17 protein-coding genes and 2 pseudogenes are annotated in these 17,173 nt (G+C 70.1%); 10 read left to right on the plus strand and 9 right to left on the minus strand.

All coding sequences use genetic code 11. From position 1 onward, the window contains the following. The first annotated feature begins 171 nt into the window (after positions 1-171). The 3 genes and pseudogenes from R6V09_RS24630 to R6V09_RS24640 form a co-directional block, all read left to right on the plus strand. Positions 172-1,230: a lactonase family protein gene (locus R6V09_RS24630; protein ID WP_317883603.1), complete on the plus strand. Its 1,059-nt coding sequence runs from the start codon at positions 172-174 to the stop codon at positions 1,228-1,230. Positions 1,231-1,303: 73 nt separating this feature from the next. Next, positions 1,304-2,335 carry a hypothetical protein gene (locus R6V09_RS24635; RefSeq protein WP_317883604.1) on the plus strand — a complete coding sequence of 344 codons (1,032 nt, stop codon included), beginning with the start codon at positions 1,304-1,306 and terminating at the stop codon, positions 2,333-2,335. A gap of 53 nt (positions 2,336-2,388) precedes the next feature. Further along, a pseudogene (locus R6V09_RS24640) lies at positions 2,389-2,481 on the plus strand (winged helix-turn-helix transcriptional regulator); the annotation flags it as partial. 49 nt (positions 2,482-2,530) lie between these two features. Here R6V09_RS24640 and R6V09_RS24645 read toward each other — a convergent pair. From R6V09_RS24645 to R6V09_RS24655, 3 genes are all read right to left on the minus strand, one after another. After that, positions 2,531-2,875 carry a winged helix-turn-helix domain-containing protein gene (locus tag R6V09_RS24645; RefSeq protein ID WP_317883605.1) on the minus strand — a complete coding sequence of 115 codons (345 nt, stop codon included), beginning with the start codon at positions 2,873-2,875 and terminating at the stop codon, positions 2,531-2,533. After that, positions 2,872-3,339, minus strand: a complete 468-nt coding sequence (locus tag R6V09_RS24650) for a hypothetical protein (protein ID WP_317883606.1) — start codon at positions 3,337-3,339, stop codon at positions 2,872-2,874. Before R6V09_RS24650 ends, R6V09_RS24645 begins: the two co-directional genes overlap by 4 nt. Positions 3,340-3,433: 94 nt before the next feature. After that, positions 3,434-4,036, minus strand: a complete 603-nt coding sequence (locus R6V09_RS24655) for a TetR/AcrR family transcriptional regulator (RefSeq protein WP_317883607.1) — start codon at positions 4,034-4,036, stop codon at positions 3,434-3,436. Positions 4,037-4,105: 69 nt separating this feature from the next. Here R6V09_RS24655 and R6V09_RS24660 point away from each other — a divergent pair, with 69 nt between their 5' ends. Both R6V09_RS24660 and R6V09_RS24665 read left to right on the plus strand, forming a co-directional pair. Then, a complete protein-coding gene (locus tag R6V09_RS24660) occupies positions 4,106-4,825 on the plus strand; it encodes an alpha/beta fold hydrolase (RefSeq protein WP_317883608.1) in 720 nt (239 codons plus the stop codon). A gap of 113 nt (positions 4,826-4,938) precedes the next feature. Beyond that, complete coding sequence (locus R6V09_RS24665) at positions 4,939-6,279, plus strand: lipase family protein (protein WP_317883609.1); 1,341 nt, start codon at positions 4,939-4,941, stop codon at positions 6,277-6,279. Positions 6,280-6,298: 19 nt separating this feature from the next. On the opposite strand, the gene R6V09_RS24670 is transcribed toward R6V09_RS24665, so the two are convergent. Next, on the minus strand, positions 6,299-6,754 hold the full coding sequence (locus R6V09_RS24670) for a hypothetical protein (RefSeq protein ID WP_317883610.1): 456 nt from the start codon (positions 6,752-6,754) through the stop codon (positions 6,299-6,301). A 392-nt stretch (positions 6,755-7,146) separates the two neighbouring features. Here R6V09_RS24670 and R6V09_RS24675 point away from each other — a divergent pair, with 392 nt between their 5' ends. Beyond that, entirely contained in the window at positions 7,147-8,757 is a 1,611-nt protein-coding gene (locus R6V09_RS24675) for a GMC oxidoreductase (RefSeq protein WP_317883611.1), read from the plus strand. Between the two features lie 17 nt (positions 8,758-8,774). Here the strand turns inward: R6V09_RS24675 and R6V09_RS24680 are convergent, their stop codons facing one another. Next, a complete protein-coding gene (locus R6V09_RS24680; RefSeq protein ID WP_317883612.1) occupies positions 8,775-9,146 on the minus strand; it encodes an STAS domain-containing protein in 372 nt (123 codons plus the stop codon). 337 nt (positions 9,147-9,483) lie between these two features. Between R6V09_RS24680 and R6V09_RS24685 the strand changes: the two genes are divergently transcribed. From R6V09_RS24685 to R6V09_RS24700, 4 genes are read left to right on the plus strand one after another with little or no spacing between them, the layout of a single operon-like run. Continuing rightward, complete coding sequence (locus R6V09_RS24685) at positions 9,484-10,083, plus strand: chemotaxis protein CheB (protein WP_317883613.1); 600 nt, start codon at positions 9,484-9,486, stop codon at positions 10,081-10,083. Next, entirely contained in the window at positions 10,083-11,948 is a 1,866-nt protein-coding gene (locus tag R6V09_RS24690; RefSeq protein ID WP_317883614.1) for a CheR family methyltransferase, read from the plus strand. Before R6V09_RS24685 ends, R6V09_RS24690 begins: the two co-directional genes overlap by 1 nt. A gap of 22 nt (positions 11,949-11,970) precedes the next feature. Further along, positions 11,971-12,825 carry a GAF domain-containing protein gene (locus R6V09_RS24695; protein ID WP_317883615.1) on the plus strand — a complete coding sequence of 285 codons (855 nt, stop codon included), beginning with the start codon at positions 11,971-11,973 and terminating at the stop codon, positions 12,823-12,825. Positions 12,826-12,836: 11 nt separating this feature from the next. Beyond that, the gene (locus tag R6V09_RS24700) at positions 12,837-13,568 is read left to right on the plus strand and encodes an ANTAR domain-containing protein (protein ID WP_317883616.1); all 732 of its coding nucleotides are present in this window, start codon (positions 12,837-12,839) and stop codon (positions 13,566-13,568) included. A 13-nt stretch (positions 13,569-13,581) separates the two neighbouring features. Here the strand turns inward: R6V09_RS24700 and R6V09_RS24705 are convergent, their stop codons facing one another. From R6V09_RS24705 to R6V09_RS24720, 4 genes and pseudogenes are all read right to left on the minus strand, one after another. Then, positions 13,582-14,784 (minus strand): cytochrome P450, encoded by a 1,203-nt coding sequence (locus R6V09_RS24705; RefSeq protein WP_317883617.1) that lies wholly within the window; start codon positions 14,782-14,784, stop codon positions 13,582-13,584. Then, positions 14,781-15,551 (minus strand): ferredoxin, encoded by a 771-nt coding sequence (locus R6V09_RS24710; RefSeq protein ID WP_317883618.1) that lies wholly within the window; start codon positions 15,549-15,551, stop codon positions 14,781-14,783. The genes R6V09_RS24705 and R6V09_RS24710 overlap by 4 nt, the downstream gene beginning before the upstream one ends. Before the next feature lie 47 nt (positions 15,552-15,598). Beyond that, positions 15,599-16,594 (minus strand): 3-oxoacyl-ACP synthase III family protein, encoded by a 996-nt coding sequence (locus R6V09_RS24715; protein WP_317883619.1) that lies wholly within the window; start codon positions 16,592-16,594, stop codon positions 15,599-15,601. A gap of 53 nt (positions 16,595-16,647) precedes the next feature. Continuing rightward, positions 16,648-17,173, minus strand: a pseudogene (locus tag R6V09_RS24720) (3-oxoacyl-ACP synthase); the annotation flags it as partial.

Raw genomic sequence — 17,173 nt, forward strand, 5'->3', positions numbered from 1 at the left:
CGTCGACCCGCCTCGACACGGCCGCCCGGCTCGGCGCGTTCGCGGTCGGCACCGAGGGCGACTGGGAGGGCCTGCCCCGCCGGGCCGAACTCCCCCTGCTGGACCACCACGACGACGTACTCCGCTGACGACGTACACCGCCGACTACTCCACTGAGAAACCGAGCGCCCAATGACCAGTATTTCCAGTCACGTTGACGTCCTGACGGGTTCGTACACACCGGACACGGGCGGAGAGGGCGTCGGCCTGACGGCGCTGCGGCTCACCCCGGAGGACGGCGGCCTGAGTGCGGTGGACGCGGTGGCGGCGAGCGGCGCGTCCTTCCTGGCCGCACACCCGACCCTCCCCGTCGTCTACACGACGCACGAGTCCACGCCGGGCGCGGTGGGCGCGTTCGCCCTGCAGGAGGGCGCGGCCCCGACTCCACTGGGGGCGCCCCTGACCAGCGGCGGCGCGAACCCGTGCCACCTGACCGTCCACCCGGGCGGCGACTACCTCCTGACCGCCAACTACGGCACGGACACGCTGCCCGGCACGGTGGCCGTGCACCGCCTGGACGCGGACGGCCGGCTGTCGGACCTCACGGACGTGGTCGAGCACAAGGGTTCGGGCCCGGTGACCGGCCGCCAGGAGGGCACCCACGCCCACCAGGTCCTCGTCGACCCGGCGGGCCGCTACATCCTGGCGACGGACCTGGGCGCGGACACCGTGTTCACGTACCAACTGGACGTCACCACCGGCAAGTTGAAGCCGGTGGCGGTCTCCCGGCTCCGCCCCGGCTCCGGTCCCCGCCACCTCGCGTTCACCCCGGCCGGCGACCTGGTCCTCAGCGCCGACGAGCTCTCCTCCACGGTGACCTGCCACCGCTACGACGCCGAGACCGGCACCCTGCACGAACTGTCCCGGGTGCCGGCGACGGCCGTAGCGGACATCCCCAACCAGCCCGGCGGCATCGTCACTTCCGCCTGTGGCCGCTACGTCTGGGTCACCAACCGGGGCGCGGACACGGTGGCGGCGTTCGGGATCACGGGCACGGCTCTTGAACCGTTGGGTGAGATCCCGAGCGGGGGCAGCTGGCCTCGCGGGCTTACTGCGGCACCGGGCCATCTGCTGGTGGCCAACCAGCACAGCGGGACAGTGGCGGTGTTGGGGGTTCTGGGCGACGGCAGGTTGGAGGAGGCGAAGGTGGTGGTGCCGGTGGCTTCGGTGGTGTGTGCGCTGGTGGTCTGAGCGGTCTGCCACGCCAGTTGTCACTCGGCATGTGCCATGTGACCAGGGACGTCAGGCGTCTAAGGTCGCGTACATGACGAGGACTACGCCCCCACGCCCTCTCGACGTCGAGGCGCTCTTCCCGGAACTGGCGGCCTTTCGGGGGACGACGACTCGGCTCCATCCGCGACCGGGCAGACCGGACCATTCGGCCAGTTCCGTGGGCGGTCCCATGTTGTGGCCGACGCACGAGCCGTGGCCGGTGTGCGGCGAGGCCCACAGCCGTGGGCGTGGTCGACGCCCGGCCGACATCCGCCGCTATCGGCAGGTTCTGGCTTCCGCGTGGGCCCGCGAGCAGGTTCCCGGACCGACGGACGAGGAACGGGAGCTCCTGGGCGAGCTGCACAAGGAGCACCGGATCCCCGGTGCGTCCGAGACCGATCCGCTGCCGATGATCGGCCTCGCGCAGCTGTACCGGCGGGATGTGCCCGATCTGCCGGCGGGGCCGGGCGACTGCGATCTGCTCCAAGTGTTCTGGTGTCCCTTCAACGCGCACGGCCCGGGCCGGTACGACCTGGAGCTGCACCTGCGCTGGCGGCGGTCGTGGGAGGTCGGCGAGGTGCTGACCGCGCCGCCGCAGCCGCTGGTCGTCGGGTCCGACGGCTTTGTGCCCGAGCCCTGTGTGCTGCACCCGGAGCAGGTGGTCACCTACCCGTTCGCCGGCCTCCTGCCCGAGGAACTGTGCGCCCGGATCGACGCCTGGGAGGAAGCCCTCGAAGAGGAGGCCGAGCAGTCGGCGGACGAAAGCACGACAGAGCCGCTCGGCTACCAGTACGACCTGTCCATCCCGCCCGGCTGGCGCGTGGGCGGCTTCGCCTCCTGGCACGCGACAGACCCGTACCCCATGGACTGCCTGACCTGCACGACACCGATGCACCTGCTGCTGACCGTCGACAGCTCGGAGTGGGACGGCGGCAGCGGCAGCTGGAAGCCACTGGAGGACCAGAACCGGCCCACTCATCGTTGCGCCACTCCCACGGAGGTCACTGTGGGCCGCTGGGGTGAGCTCAACGTGTTCGCCTGTCCCAACGAGCCCGAGCATCCGCATCGCTGGAGCATCCAGTAACTCGTCGTGCCCTTGGTGAAACACCGCACGCGCGCAACCGCGCTGCCCCGGCACCGCCCCAAGTCACCTACGGGCTGACCGAGTTCGGCCGGGCCGTCGGCGAACCACTGTCGGAACCGTTCGACCGGATCACCCGGCGGCTGTCGTCGAGTGAGGCGGGACAGCGCGGCAATGCCCGCACTCACCCGACCCCCTTCAACCCTCCGGGTCCCCGTCGTCGGCCGGTGCCCGGTCGGCGGCGAGTCGAGCGGCGTTCTGCAGCCAGGTGAGGTGTTCGGTGAACGAGGTGCGGCCCTCGTCCGTGAGCCGGAACCAGGTTCGTGGACGTCGTCCGATCGCCCCCTTGCGAACTTCGAGGTAGCCGGCGTCCTCCAGGATCCGGGACTGCTTGGACAGCACCGAATCGCTCACCCCCACGGTGTCCCGCACGACGGAGAACTCCACCCACTGCGGGCCGGCGGCGAGCAGTCCGCAGATCGACAGCCGGGTCACCGGATGGATGATCTCGTCCAGTCGCCCGCGTCCTTCACGTCCGGTCATCGCGAAACCGCTCGCCCTTGCCGGATGTCGTGACGGATCGCCGCGTTCTGCCACAGCAGGATGCCCACCACCGCCGCCACCGTGACGACCACCACCGCTACGGCCAGCGCGGTGTCCCCTCTCCCGAGGAGCACGCCCTCGCCTACGACGGATGCTCCCGCCACCGCGCACGTGACCCACATGACGGGTCGGGCCGACGGGTAGGACATGTCCCGGCCCCGGTACTTCACACCGGTCGTGTTCTCCAGAAGGCGGCTCAGGCCGAACTGGATCATGATCAACACCGGCAATGAGACCTGGCCCGCCTCGTCGGAGACGTACCGCGGCTGCAGGAACGGCAGGCCCAGCAACACGACCATCACCAGCGCGGTCGCCGCCAGATACCACCACGGAAGCCTCAACCGCTGGGCCAACGCCGTCCGTTGCTGTTGAAGCCGCTCCAGATCCCGCGAGCCGTCGTCCATGACAACCTCCATCGCAATGGCATGTACTTTCCATGATGGAAAGTACATGCCATGCGGAAGGTCCGCAACACCCCAGGCCGCACGCGGGAGTTGGTCAGGTCGAAGGGACGTCCGAGACCTCCGCACACGCCACCGCGTACGGCCAGATCGCCGCCCCGATCTCCTCCGGTGTGCCGGGGCAGTCGCGCCGCAGCCAGTCGATGACCGTGCCCAGGACCGCGCCCGCGAGGAAGGCGGAGACCGGGTCGGTGATGTCGGTGTCGGCGGGCAGGCCCCGGCTGATGCGGGCCGCGAGCGTGACGCGGTGGAGGAGGTGGTTGATCATCCGGGCGCTGCCCTCGTCGCAGAGGAGGGCGCGGTACAGGGGGGCGTGCTCGGCGACATGGGTGAAGAGGGCGGGCAGCGGGTTCGGCAACGGGCTGCCGTCCGGGGCGAGTTGGCCGTGCGGGATGGGCGCCGTGGCCACCAACTCGTCGTAGGTCGCGGTGCAGGCGGCGACCGCCAGGTCGTGGACGTCGACGTAGTGCTCGTAGAACGTCGAGCGGTTGACGCCGGCGCGTTTGGTGAGGTCGGCGACGGATATCTGGCGCAGGTCCCGCTCGGTGACCAGTTCGCGCAGGGCGGCTTCCAGGGCGGCGCGGGAGCGCAGGACGCGGGGGTCGGGGAGGCCCTGATGTTCAGGGGGTTGCGCCGGCATGTGGCAACAGTATTCTCTCCAACACCTGATGGTTATCCGACAGTTGTCGGGTAAGACAGGAGGCCCCGGATGGCTACGTACGTTCTCGTGCACGGCGGCAGTCACGGCGGATGGTGCTATCAGCGCGTCGCGCGGATCCTGCGCGCGGACGGTCACGAGGTGTACGCCCCGACACTGACCGGGCTCGGTGAGCGGGCGCATCTCCTCGGACCGGGTGTCGATCTCGACACGCACATCACCGATGTGGTTCAAGTCCTGCGGTACGAGGGGCTGTTCGACGCCATCCTGGTCGGGCACAGCTACGGCGGGATGGTGATCACCGGCGCCGCCGACCGCGCCCTCGACCGCGTCGGCCACCTCGTCTACCTGGACGCGGCCACCCCGGCGAACGGGCAGTCCCTCGCCGAGGTCGCACCGGAGTTGATGGCCGCCTCCCGGGCGATGGGTCGGGTGGTGGACGGAGTGGAGTTGGTGAACTTCCCGGGTGAAGGGCCCATGCCCCACTACGGGTTGACCGATCCGGACGACATCGCCTGGCTGGCGCCGAAGATCACGCCCCACCCCTGGAAGTGCTTCGACCAGCCGCTGCGGCTGCACGACGAGGCGGCGGTGCGCGCGCTTCCGCAGTCGCAGATCGTGTGCACTTCGACCCTGCCGTACCGCGATCCGGTGGACCTCGAACCGGCGCGTGCGGCCGGGCGGTTGTGGGACATCGACACCGGTCACGACCTGATGGTGAGCGAGCCGGAGGCCGTGGCCGAGCTGCTTGGACGGGTGGCGTCGAAATAACGGTCGGTTACATTACCGAAACGTAACCTACCGACAGGTATCACGAGTAACTTACTGGCAGGTAAGTTCCAGGCGAACCACTCCCCGGACGGCCGCTCCACAGGAGGTTCGCCATGCCCGCACGTCAACGGCGCCTGCTCGGCGCCGCGTTCACCGTCGTCGCCTGCCTCGGGGCCCAGGCCCTCGTCATCGCGACCGCGTCCGCCGCCACCGCCTCGGACGAGGTGGTGTCACGAGGCGTCACCATCCCCGCGTTCTACAACCCGCCCGCCACCCTGCCCGCCGCCGACGGCGCCCTCGTCCGCAGCGAACCCCTCCCCCTCGCCCTGAGCCTGCCCGGTCTCGACGGCAGCACCCTGCCCGGCACCGCGACCCGGCTGATGTACAGGTCCACGGACTCGGGCGGTCAGCCCGTCGCCGTCACCGGCGCCTACATCGAACCCTCCGCCGACTGGTCCGGCACCGGCCCACGCCCCCTCGTCGCGGTCGCCCCCGGCACCGTGGGACAGGGCGACCAGTGCTCCGCGTCGATGGGCCTGGAGCATCCCCTCGTCTTCAACAGTCAGACGGTTTCGGTCGGTTACGAGGATCTGGCGATCTACCGCCTGCTCGCCGAGGGCGTCGCCGTGGTCGTCACCGACTATGTCGGGCTGGGCGCCACGGACCGGCTGCACACCTACGTCAACCGGATCGACGAGGCACACGCAGTGCTGGACGCCGTACGCGCCGCCCGTTCGCTCGCCGGGACCTCGGTCACCGCCGGCTCACCGGTCGGGCTCTACGGCTACAGCCAGGGCGGCGGGGCGACCGCCGCAGCCGCCGAACTCCAGTCCTCCTACGCCCCCGACGTCACCCTGTCCGGAACCTACGCCGGCGCCCCGCCCGCCGATCTGACCTCGGTCACCAAGGCCATCGACGGCAGCGAACTCGCCGGTGCGCTGGGCTGGTCGCTCAACGGGTTCCTCCAGTCCGACCCGGCGCTGAAGCCCCTCGCCGAGGCGCACCTCAACGACGCGGGAAAGGCCGCGCTCACCGACCTGTCGACGATGTGCGTCGGTGACGCGCTGCTCGGCTACGCCTATAAGAAGAGCACCAGTTGGACCACGGACGGGCAGTCCATCAGCGACATCATCGCGGCGACTCCCGCGTTCCAGGCCTTCCTCGACGAGCAGCGCATCGGCACGCTGAAACCGTCGGGGCCCGTCCGCCTCGCGACCGGCGTCAGCGACAACCTCGTACCGCACGCCCAGGCCCGTCAACTCGCCCTCGACTGGTGCGCGAAGGGCGCCGACGTCACGTACAAGGCCGTCGTCCTGCCCGGTGTCGGCAGCGCGCTGCTCAACCACTTCGCACCCCTGCTCACCGACCAGGGCGACGCCATCTCCTGGCTCACCGACCGCCTCTCCGGCAGGCCGGCCGGCTCCAACTGCTGGACCATGCCCGTACAGCTCTGAGACCGCGGGAGCACGGTCCTCACCGCACCGGCAGCCGCTTCCCGATGTTCCGCACCACCCGGCCCGCCAACTCGGCTGCGGTATCGCACAGTTGCCCGCCCGGGCCCGGTGCGTACACGGTGAGCTGGAAGAGTTCGGTGGTGTCCTCGCCGACGGAGTCCCGGTAGGTGCGGTGCGGGGTTCGTACGGTGCAGCTGTCGTCCTCGGCCTCGTCCGCGATGTAGTAGCTCCTGGTGCCGGCGACGTTCACGAGGTGTCCGTCGTCGGCGTCCAGCGAGTTGTCCCGGCTGAACTGGATCTCCACCTCCCGCTTGCCGTCGTCGCTCGACCAGTCGCAGTCCCAGGCGCCGAACCCCCGGTCCTGGTTGGTGAATTGGACTTCCGGGACCCGCTTGAGGTCGATGGCGTCGAGGAGCGCGCAGGCGTCCAGCCGGGCCAGGGAGTTCGCGGCCGGTGCCGACGCGCGGCGGGGCACCGGGCCTACGGTCAGTACCCCGACCACGTGATCGGTTGCGGCGTCGGCCAGTTGGCACGGGTCGGGCGACCAGGGGGCCAGCCCATCCCGCCGGTGCCGATGGGCTCGTCGAGGAGATACCGGCCGTCGATCCTGTCCCCGGCCGCTGGCATCACCGGCACCGTCCACCCCTCACTCACGGTCCTGACGGGTAACGGAGTGTACAGAGCGGGCACTTGGCGGTGATCGGATTCACGGGACTTCGGAGGGACCCACCCACTACCACCACACCTTTCAGCGGTAACTGGACTCCCTCGTACGAGAATTGCATTTCCGTTTCTTGACAGTGTAATGCTCATTCACGCTACGCTCCCCGCGACCCGCACTCCCCTACGGCTTGCCGGAGTCCCCCCGTGCCCGAACACACCTCCCCCCACCCCACCCCCGCCCTCAGTCGCCGCGGCCTGCTCGGCGCGAGCGCACTCGGCGCGGTCGCCCTGACCGGCGCCGGCCGGACCCGGGCCGCCGCGGCATCGACTCCCGCCGCTGTGACGGAACTTCGTGAGCGGGCCGTCGTCGTCGGCACCGGTTTCGGCGGTGGCGTCACCGCGTTACGGCTGGCCCGGGCCGGGGTCTCCACCCTGGTCCTGGAGCGCGGACTGCGCTGGCCGACGGGCCCGAACTCCACCACGTTCTGCCGCTTCGCGAACATGGACAACCGCTCCGCCTGGCTCACCGACCACGCCGTCGTCGGCGGCGTCGACAAGACCTGGACGCCGTACACGGGCGTGCTCGAAGCCGTCGTGGGAAACGGCATGACCGCCATGTGCGGAGCGGCCGTCGGCGGCGGCTCGATCATGTACCACGGCATGACCCTGCAGCCGACGAAGGCGGACTTCGCCACCTCCATCCCCCAGGCCGCCGCCCTCTACGACGACCTCGACCTGTGGGCCTACCCGACCGTCTCCCGGATGCTGGGCATCTCCACCGTCCCCTACGACGTCCTCGCCTCCGACCCCTACAAGTCGTCCCGCCTCTTCCAGGACATCGCGCCGAGGGCCGGCCTGACCCCGTTCAAGGTGCCGCTGCCCATCGACTGGGCCTATGTCCGGGGCGAGTTGGAGGGTCTGTACGACCCGACGTACACCACCAGCGACATCGCGTTCGGCGTCGACAACGGCGGCAAGCACTCCATCGACGTCACCTACCTCGCGCAGGCGGAGTCCACCGGACTCGTCCGGGTGGCACCCCTCCACGTCGTCCGCGACCTCGCGATGGACGCGAACAAGAAGTGGGTGCTGTCCGTCGACCGCATCGACACCGGCGGCGCGGTCCAGGAAGAGATCCGGATCACTGCGGACGCCGTGTTCCTCAACGCCGGTTCGCCCGGCACCACCCGCCTCCTGGTCAAGTCCCGTGCCAAGAACCTGATTCCGGACCTCCCCGACGCCATCGGCACCGGGTGGGGCAACAACGGCGACCGGATCTGGGCCTGGATCAACCCGGACGGCGACGCGGGCACCCAACAGGGCGGACCCGCCTGCGTCGGCGGACGCGACCCGAACAGCGGCATCCCGCTGACCGTCGTGCACGCCGACTCACCCGTCCAGCAACCCGGCGTCACGGCACTCACCGTCGTCGGCTTCGGCATCGTCGACGGCGCGGGCACCTGGGCCTACGACGCCGACACCGACGACGCCGTCCTGACCTGGCCGACGGACACCGACGCCGCGCTGCAGACACTGATCGCGGCCAAGATGCAGGACATCGCCACAGCCGGCGGCGGCATCATGCTCGACACCAACGCCGGGGCCCCGTCCACCTGGCACTCGTTGGGCGGCGTCCCGTTCGGAGACGCCGTCGACCTCACCGGCCGCGTCCTGGGACACAAGGGCCTCTACGTCCTCGACGGCGCCCGCATCCCCGGCTCCACCGGCGCCTGCAACCCGTCCATGACGATCGCCGCGCTCGCCGAACACAGCATGCGGACGATCGTGCGCCAGGACCTGGGGCGGGTGTTCTGACCGGTGAGAAAGGTGCGTCAGCTCGCGGACGCGTGCCGGCCGAGCGCCTCGTCCAGGGTGACGGACAGGGTGAAGAGCCGGAGGAGGCCCGTGATCCGCAGCATCTTGCGGATCATGGGCTGGGGGCAGACGAGCGTCAGTTGTCCGTCCCGTTCCTCGACGCGCAGCCGAGCACGGCACAACAGCCTCAGCCCGGAGCAGTCCAGGAACTCGACCGGGGTCAGGTCGATCACCACCGAGGGGTTCGGGCCGTCCGTCGCCGCGTCGAGTTCCGGAGTGAGGTGAAGGGCGGCGGCGATGTCGATCGCACCGTGGAGTTCGACAACTGTGCGCCCTGGTGTCCGGTGGACACGGACGTATCGAATGGACGGAGGGGTTTCCCGGGGCATGGAGACATCACCGTGAATTCAGTGGGCTGTCCGCACCGGTCTCGGGCGGATGACGACAGGGGTTCACGGCCACCGGGAGCAGGGGTGACGAATCAAGGGAATCCTATGGCGACGGCGGATTACGAATAGGGACATATGCCCTTCTTCATAGAGCAGGATGCCTCGTTGGAGTGATATTCAGGCCGAGGTCTTGACGTTTGAATACGCACGCCTTTCTCGCATATATGCACACGCCTTTTGTGCGGTTGAAGGAATGAGCACGGGAACCCTCGTCCCGTCCGTGCGCCGGCCCCTTCACCACCCCGCCACCTGGTGTTGCCTCCGCTAGGCTCGCCGTGTGACAGCCGACCAGTCCCACGAGGACCCCTACGCGATCGTCGCTGTCGCGTCCTCCGCGGGCGGCATCCACGGGCTGATCGTGCTGCTCGGGATGCTGGACCCCGACCTCCCGGTGCCGGTCCTGGTGGTCCAGCACCTCGACCCGCGGCACCGGACGGTGATCGCCGACGTCCTCGCCCGCCGCACCGACCTTCCGGTCAAGCTCGCGGAGGCCGAGGAGCGCGCGCTGCCCGGCACCGTGTACATCGCCCCTCCCGACCGGCATCTCCTCATCGACTCCGACGGCGTGATGACGCTGTCCAACACCAAGCTCGTCCACTTCGTACGGCCATCCGCCGACCTCCTCTTCGAATCGGTCGCCGGGGCCTACGGACCGCGGGCGATCGCCTGTGTGCTCACCGGGACCGGCAGCGACGGCGCGATGGGAGTGGACGCCGTCAAGTCGCGCGGGGGCACGGTGATCGTCGAGGATCCGCTGTCGGCGGAGTTCAAGGGGATGCCGCAGGCCGCGGTGGACACGGGAGCGGCGGACTACGTCCTTCCCCTCGCGGAGATCGCCACGGTAGTCCGCGGACTCGTCGAGACCGAGAAGCAGTGATGAGCGAATCCCGGAACACCGTCACCGACGAGGCACTGGAGGAGCTGCTCGTCTTCATCAGGGACGCCCGCGGCTTCGACTTCACGGGCTACAAACGCTCCACCCTGGGGCGGCGCATCAACAAGCGGATGAACGACGTCGGCATCCACACCTACACCGACTACCAGGATCTCCTCGAAACCAGCTCGGACGAGTTCGACGCCCTCTTCAACACGATCCTGATCAACGTCACGTCGTTCTTCCGCGATCCGGACGCCTGGACCTTCCTCCAGCGGGAAGTGGTCCCCGAACTGCTCGCGGACGTCGCACCCGACCAGGAGATCAGGGTCTGGAGCGCGGGCTGTTCCAGCGGCGAGGAGGCGTACTCCCTGGCCGTCATGTTCGCGGAGGCGCTCGGCCTGGAGGAGTGTCTGCGCCGCGTCAAGATCTACGCCACGGACATCGACGAGGAGGCGTTGCGCCAGTCACGGTCCGGCCAGTACACGGAGAAGTCCCTGGAGGCCATCCCCGCCGAGCTGCGCGAGAAGTACTTCGAGCAGAACGGCGCACTGTTCGGTTTCCGCCCCGACCTGCGACGCCGGGTGATCTTCGGACGGCACGACATCACCCGCGACGCCCCGATCTCCCGGCTCGACCTGCTGATCTGCCGCAACACACTGATGTACTTCAACGTCGAGGCCCAGACCCAGATCATCGATCGGTTCCACTTCGCGCTGCGCAAGAACGCCTTCCTGTTCCTCGGCAAGGCGGAGATGCTGCTGAACGACGCCGACCGGTTCGACGTGGTCAACATGCGGCAGAGAGTCTTCCGGCGCCGCCCGGGCGACGCCGGGCTGCCGTACCACCCGGCTCCGGCGAAGATCAGGGCCGGCGCCGGCGTCGCACCGCACTCGGTCGCGCGCAGCCGCCAGCTGCGCGACCTGGTCCTCGACGCGGGCCCGACCCCGTCAATCGCCGTCGACGACGACGGGGTCGTCGTGGTGATCAACAGTCAGGCGAGGGTCCAGTTCTCCCTCACCCCCACCGACGTCGGCCGCCCCCTCCAGGACCTGGAGATCTCCTACCGGCCGGTCGAACTCCGCTCCCTGATCGACCAGTCCACGCATGAGCGCCGGACCCTCCGGGTCAACAGGGTCGAGCGCAGGGTGGGTGAGGACCTCCAGTACTTCGACATCCTCGTCCAGCCCCTGATCGGGCCCAACAGCCTGCATGTCGCCACCAGCGTCTCCTTCATCGACGTCACCGTGGCCTCGCAGTTGAAGGCCGAGGTCAAGCGGGTGCGCGAGGATCTGGAGACGGCCTACGAGGAACTCCAGTCGACCAACGAGGAGTTGGAGACCACCAACGAAGAACTCCAGTCCAGCGTCGAGGAACTGGAGACGACCAACGAGGAACTCCAGTCGACCAACGAGGAGTTGGAGACCACCAACGAAGAACTCCAGTCCGGCAACGAGGAACTGGAGACCATGAACGACGAGATGCGCATCCGCACCGAGGATCTGAACGAGGCCAGGGCCTTCCTGACGGCCGTCCTGACCAGCATCGAGGCCGGTGTGGTGGTCCTGGACCACGACCTGAAGGTCAAGAGCTGGAACCGGGGCGCGGTCGACCTGTGGGGGCTGCGGATGGACGAGGTCCTCGACAAGGAGTTCTTCGCGCTGGACTTCGGACTGCCCACCGATGTGCTGCTGCCCATAGTGCGCACCTGCGTGGAGACGCGTGAACGCACCGGACCGATCACGCTGGAGGCCTTGAGCCGTATCGGCAGGACCATTGTCTGCGATGTGTTCTGCTCACCGTTCGACAGCCACAACGGAGGCGTCGTCCTGCTGATGGAGGAAGGCCGAAGCCACGGCTCCGACTGACCCCGCGGCGTACGCTTCGGACATGAACCCGCAGGGGCACGAAGAAGCCCTCGGTCTGGCAGCGGTGGCACTGGGCCGTGCCGCCCGGGCACTCGAACGTGCGGAGCGTGCCGAAGCCGCCGCCGACCATCACGAACTTCTGGCGGCGAAGCCCGGACGCGAGTTCCACGCGCGGATCGCGGCCACCCACCGGCGATCGGCCGCATGCCATCGCTCCTCGGCAAGCCTCCAGGAGGCCTTCGCCCGTCGCACGGCGGAATGGGCTCCGGGGCAGGGCGCCCAGCCGCGGTTCATGACCGGCGTCGCGGAGGCGTGCGGCTCGGACAGCGCGGCGCTCACCCTGGTCGACTCCGGCCAGAACCAGCTCGCGGTCGCCGTGTCCGACGAACAGTCCCGGGCCGCCCAGGAGTTGGAGTACGTCCTCGGCGAGGGCCCGTCCCGGGACGCCGCGTCGGCGCACCGCCCGGTCCACGCGTCCGGCCCGGCGATCGAGACACGCTGGCCCGGTTACGGACGCGCCCTCACCTCCCTGGGCATCACCTCCGTGGCCGCCGTTCCACTGGAGACGGCAGCCGGTTGCATCGGCGCACTGGCGGTGTTCGACCCTCGGCCCGTCCTCGCCGGACCGGCCGATCTCGCGGCGGTCGCCGAAGCCCTCGCCCGTATCGTGCTGCTCGGCCCCGACGCCGACCCGGACCTCTACGGCGGCACCGACCACCGGGTGACCGTGCAGCAGGCCGCGGGCACGCTCTCCGCACGGCTCGGCTGTCCCGTCGACGACGCGCTGGCACTCATCAAGGCCCGGGCGTTCGCCGAGGAGCTGTCTCTCGACATGATCTCCCAGCGGATCCTGCGCGGCGACCCGGAACTCAACTGAGGAGAGGCACCATGACGCCCGAACAGCGGCTGGCCGACGTCTTCGTGGCCCTGGCCGGCTGTACGACGGACGGTCCCCTGGACGTCGCCGGCACCCTTACGGTCCTCGCGCACGGCAGCCCGTCCCTGCTCGGCGTCGGCGCCGCAGCCGTGGTGTTCGCCCCCGACGAGCGCGAGGCGGCGCACGTAGCGGGCTCCGACCCCGCGGTGTCCCGGCTGGAACACGATGCCGCCGGCTGGCGCGAAGGTCCCGGCAACGACTGTCACCACACCCACGCGCCCCCGACCCAGGCGGCGCTCGACGGCCGACCTGCCAGGCAGCGCTGGCCGCACTACGCCCCCAGAGCCCTGGGTCTCGGCTACGCCCGCGTGGTGGCCCTCCCCCTGCGCGGTCACACCGGAATCAGCGGTGCGCTCGTGCTGCTCTCCCACGCCCGGCAGAGCCTCCTCACTCCGGGAACGCTGACGCTCGGCCAGTCGATGGCGGACTTCACGGCCGTCACCCTGGAACGCGCCCGCGAGGCCGACCGCAGCCGCACCCTCTCGGCCCAGCTGGAACTCGCCCTGAGCAACCGCATCGTCATCGAACAGGCCAAGGGAGTGCTCGCGGCCCAGCTGGACATCACCATGGACGACGCCTTCGACCTCATGCGCACGCATGCGCGCTCACGTCAGCGGCTGGTGAGCGTCGTGGCACGTGAGGTGATCGAAGGGCGCGCCGATCCCGGTCTGGCCGGGGAGTGACCGGGCCTCGTCGCTACCACGTCACCGGAAGAGCCCGCAGCCCGTACACGATGTTCTCCCGGTTGTAGGTGAGTTGGTCCGCCGGTACGGCCAGGCGCAGAGTGGGCAGGCGGCGGAGCAGCGTGGTGAGGATGATCTGGAGTTCCACGCGGGCCAGGGTCTGGCCCAGGCACTGGTGGATGCCGTAGCCGAAGGCGACATGGCGGCGGGCGTCGCGGGTGAGGTCGAAGTCGGCTGCGGACGCGAAGAGTTGCTCGTCGCGGTTGGCGGTGGACAGCATGCAGATCACGCCCTCGCCCGCCGGGATCGTCACCTCGCCCACCCGCACCGTCTCTCTCGCCGCACGGCCCAGGCCCCAGTGGATGATCGTGAGATGGCGCAGGAGCTCTTCCACGGCCCCCCGCACCAGCGTCGGCTCGGCCCGCAACAGGTCTGCCTGGTCCGGGCGTTGGAGCAGGGCGAGCACGCTGACGGCCGTCATGTTCGCGGTGGACTCGTGCCCGGTGACGAGCAGGAGGAAGCCGAGCGACGCCGTCTCCTGCGCTGTCAGATCCTCACGCGCGGCGAGCCGGCTGAGGATGTCGTCGCCGGGCCTGCTGCGCTTGCGCTCGGCCAACTCGGCCAAATAGCCCATGAGTTGGGCGTGCGCCTGCTCCGCCTCCGGTCGGGTGGTGCGGTTGTCGAGGAGGGTGCGGCTCAGCGACTGGAACAGGTCGTGGTCCTCGTACGGCACCCCGAGCATCAGGCAGATGACCAGCGAGGGGATCGGCAGCGCGAAGTCCGCCACCAGGTCGGTCGAGGTGCGCCCCTCGGTCATGCGGTCCACGGCCCGGTCGACGATGTCCTGGATGCCCGGGCGCAGTTCCTCGATCCGCTTGACCAGGAAGTCCTTGCTGACCATGCGGCGCAGCCGGGCGTGCTCGGGGTCGTCCATGCGGATGAAACTCGGCTTGACGGTGGCCAGTTCACGCTGCCCGGCGGAGAGGAAGGGGAACCCCGGTGTGCGCGCGTCTGCGCTGAACCGGGCGTCCGCCAGCACCGCCCGGACCTCGTCGTAGCCGGTGACCAGCCAGCACGCGGTGCCGTCCGGCAGCACGGCCCGGGTGACGGCGGCCTCGCGGGCGGCGCCGGTGTAGGCGGGCGGCGGGGAGAGGGGACAACTGCCGTAAGGGGCGGGCAGGTTGAGGGCGGGGAGGTCGACGGTGGTGGCGGTCATGGGTGGGCGGTCTCCTCGTGGTCGACGAGCGTGATGGCGCCGCTGGGGCAGAGGTCGGCGGCGAAACGCACCTCGTCGGCGTACCGCCCGTCCGGCTCCGGTACGAGCAGGGCGACCCGGCCCTCCTCCTCGTCCTGCTCGAACACCTCGGGCGCGACGCCGACGCACTGGCCCGCGCTGCAACAGCGCTCGCGGTCCAGGAGGACGACGAGAGACGGCTGCCGAACCGCGCTGTCGGAGGGGGTGCGGAGGGTGTTGAGCGTGGTGCACATGGTGGCGGTCTGGCCGGCCAGCACCAGCAGTTCGACGAGCTGGTCGGGGCGCAGGGCCAGGGCGAGGCGGTCCCAAAGTCCCTCGGGGATCGTGGAGTTGGCGGCGAGCAGGTCGGCCGTCTCCAGGAGGGCGCGGTCCTCGCCGGCCCAGGCATGGGAGTCCAGGTCGGCGGCCGTCGCGTCGATCTCCCCGGCCGTCAACCCGGCGTCCGCGGCCGGTGTGCGGTGCCGACGGTGGACGTAGGGCGCGTCGAGCCGGTGGGCGACGCGCAGGACGATCAACTCGCGTCTGCGGTGGCCGAGGGTGCCCTCGTGGGTGAGGACGCGGGCGAGGGAGAGCCAGGCGTGGGCGAGGACGGGGTGGTGGGCGAGGGTGCCGAACAGGTTCTCCCGGCCGGGTCCGTCCTGGTGGGAACCGGCGAGCAACGACCGCAGGACCGGGGGCCATTCGGCGGGCGGGAGGGGAGGAATGCGGGGGGTGCGCGTCGGGGTCATGGTGCCTTCGCCTTCGTACGGTGCCGTGGTCCGGGAGTCGACGTGGTTCACCAGCGGCACACGACCACTCCCGCGCTGGCCCCGCTCGCGAAGCCGAACATGCCGACCAGGTCGCCGCGTCGGAGCCGCCCGCTGTCGAGGGCGGCGGCCAGTTGCAGGGGGATGGTGTTGGTCGCCACATTGCCGTGGGTGGGGAAGGTGGCCAGGATGCGGCTCGGGTCGACGCCGATCCAGTCGCAGACGACCTTGGTGAACGGCACCGACGGCTGGTGCACACAGACGAGGTCGAGGTCGTCGCCCTTGACGCCCAACTCCCGCAGCGCACCCCGTACTTTGCGGGGCAGCCCGTCGAAGGAGCCCACCAACTGGGCCGAGTCGATGCGGAGATGGCCGAGCCTGCGGTGCTGGGCGTACGGGTTGGGCAGGGTCGCCGCCCGCCAGCCCCAGGAGTTGGCGAAGAACCGGGAGCCGAGGATGCCGGGCCGCTCGCCCGCCTCCACCAGCAGGGCCGAGCCCATGTCCCCGGTGCTGAGGCTGGGCAGCGCGGTCAGCAGATCGGCCGGGTCGTCCACCTGCCAACGGCTCTCCCGGGTGCTGACCTCGGCGGTGGTCACCAGCACCCGGCGGTACTGCCCGCTCCGGATGAACGAGTCGGCGACCTCCAGCGCGTTGAGGACTCCGTTGCAGGCGTTCTTCAGGTCGAACACCGGGCAGCCCAGGCCCAGTTTGTCGGCGACGACATGGGCGGTGGCCGGCTCCTCCATGTCGGCGAGGATGCCGGCATAGAGGAGCAGGTCGACGTCGGCCGGATCGCTGCCGGTGTCCTCGAAGAGGCGCCGGGCCGCGTGCGCGGCCAGGTCGGAGGGCTGCTCCAGGTCGTCGGCCACGGTGCGCTCGGCCAGCCCGTACATACGCTGGAGCACCCCGCGCGACAGCGGTACGGCGGGGCTGCCCGCCCGGAAGCGGTCCTCCACCGCGGCCACGGTCTGGCGTCCCTCGGGGATGTGGACGTTGGCGTGAACGATGGTGCTGTGAACGGTCATCGGTCCCTCCTCGATGCTTGTCTGTCGTGGTCGGTCCTCGGCGTCTGTCGCGTTCAGTCCTCGGCGGTGAAGAGCAGCACCACGTTGTGCCCGCCGAAACCGAAGGAGTGGCTGACGGCGGCCCGGACGCGCTGCGTACGGGGGCGGCCCGTCACACAGTCCAGGTCGTAGGGGAGGTTGTCCGGGGTGAGGTTGGCGATCGGCGGCACGGTGGAGCGGTGCACGCTCAGGGCGGTGAGCGCGGCCTCGACCGCACCGGCCGCGCCGAGACCGTGCCCCAGAACTCCCTTGGCGGCGGTGACACTTGGCCGGTGCGGCAGCACCCGCTCGATCAACTCCGCCTCGGTCAGGTCGTTGAGCGGGGTCGAGGTCCCGTGCGCGTTGACGTGATCGACGTCGGCCGGGCCGAGCCCCGCCTCCGTGAGCGCCGACCGCAGCGCGGCCTCGGCATGAACTCCCCCTGGAGCGGGGGCGGTCGGGTGGAACGCGTCGGAGGTCTGGCCGACGCCCGCGAACCGGGCGTAGCGCCGCTGTCCACGGGCGCGCGCGTCCGCCTCCCGTTCCAGGACGAGGACGGCG

The organism is Streptomyces sp. W16, from assembly GCF_033194735.1.
Lineage (GTDB): Bacteria > Actinomycetota > Actinomycetes > Streptomycetales > Streptomycetaceae > Streptomyces.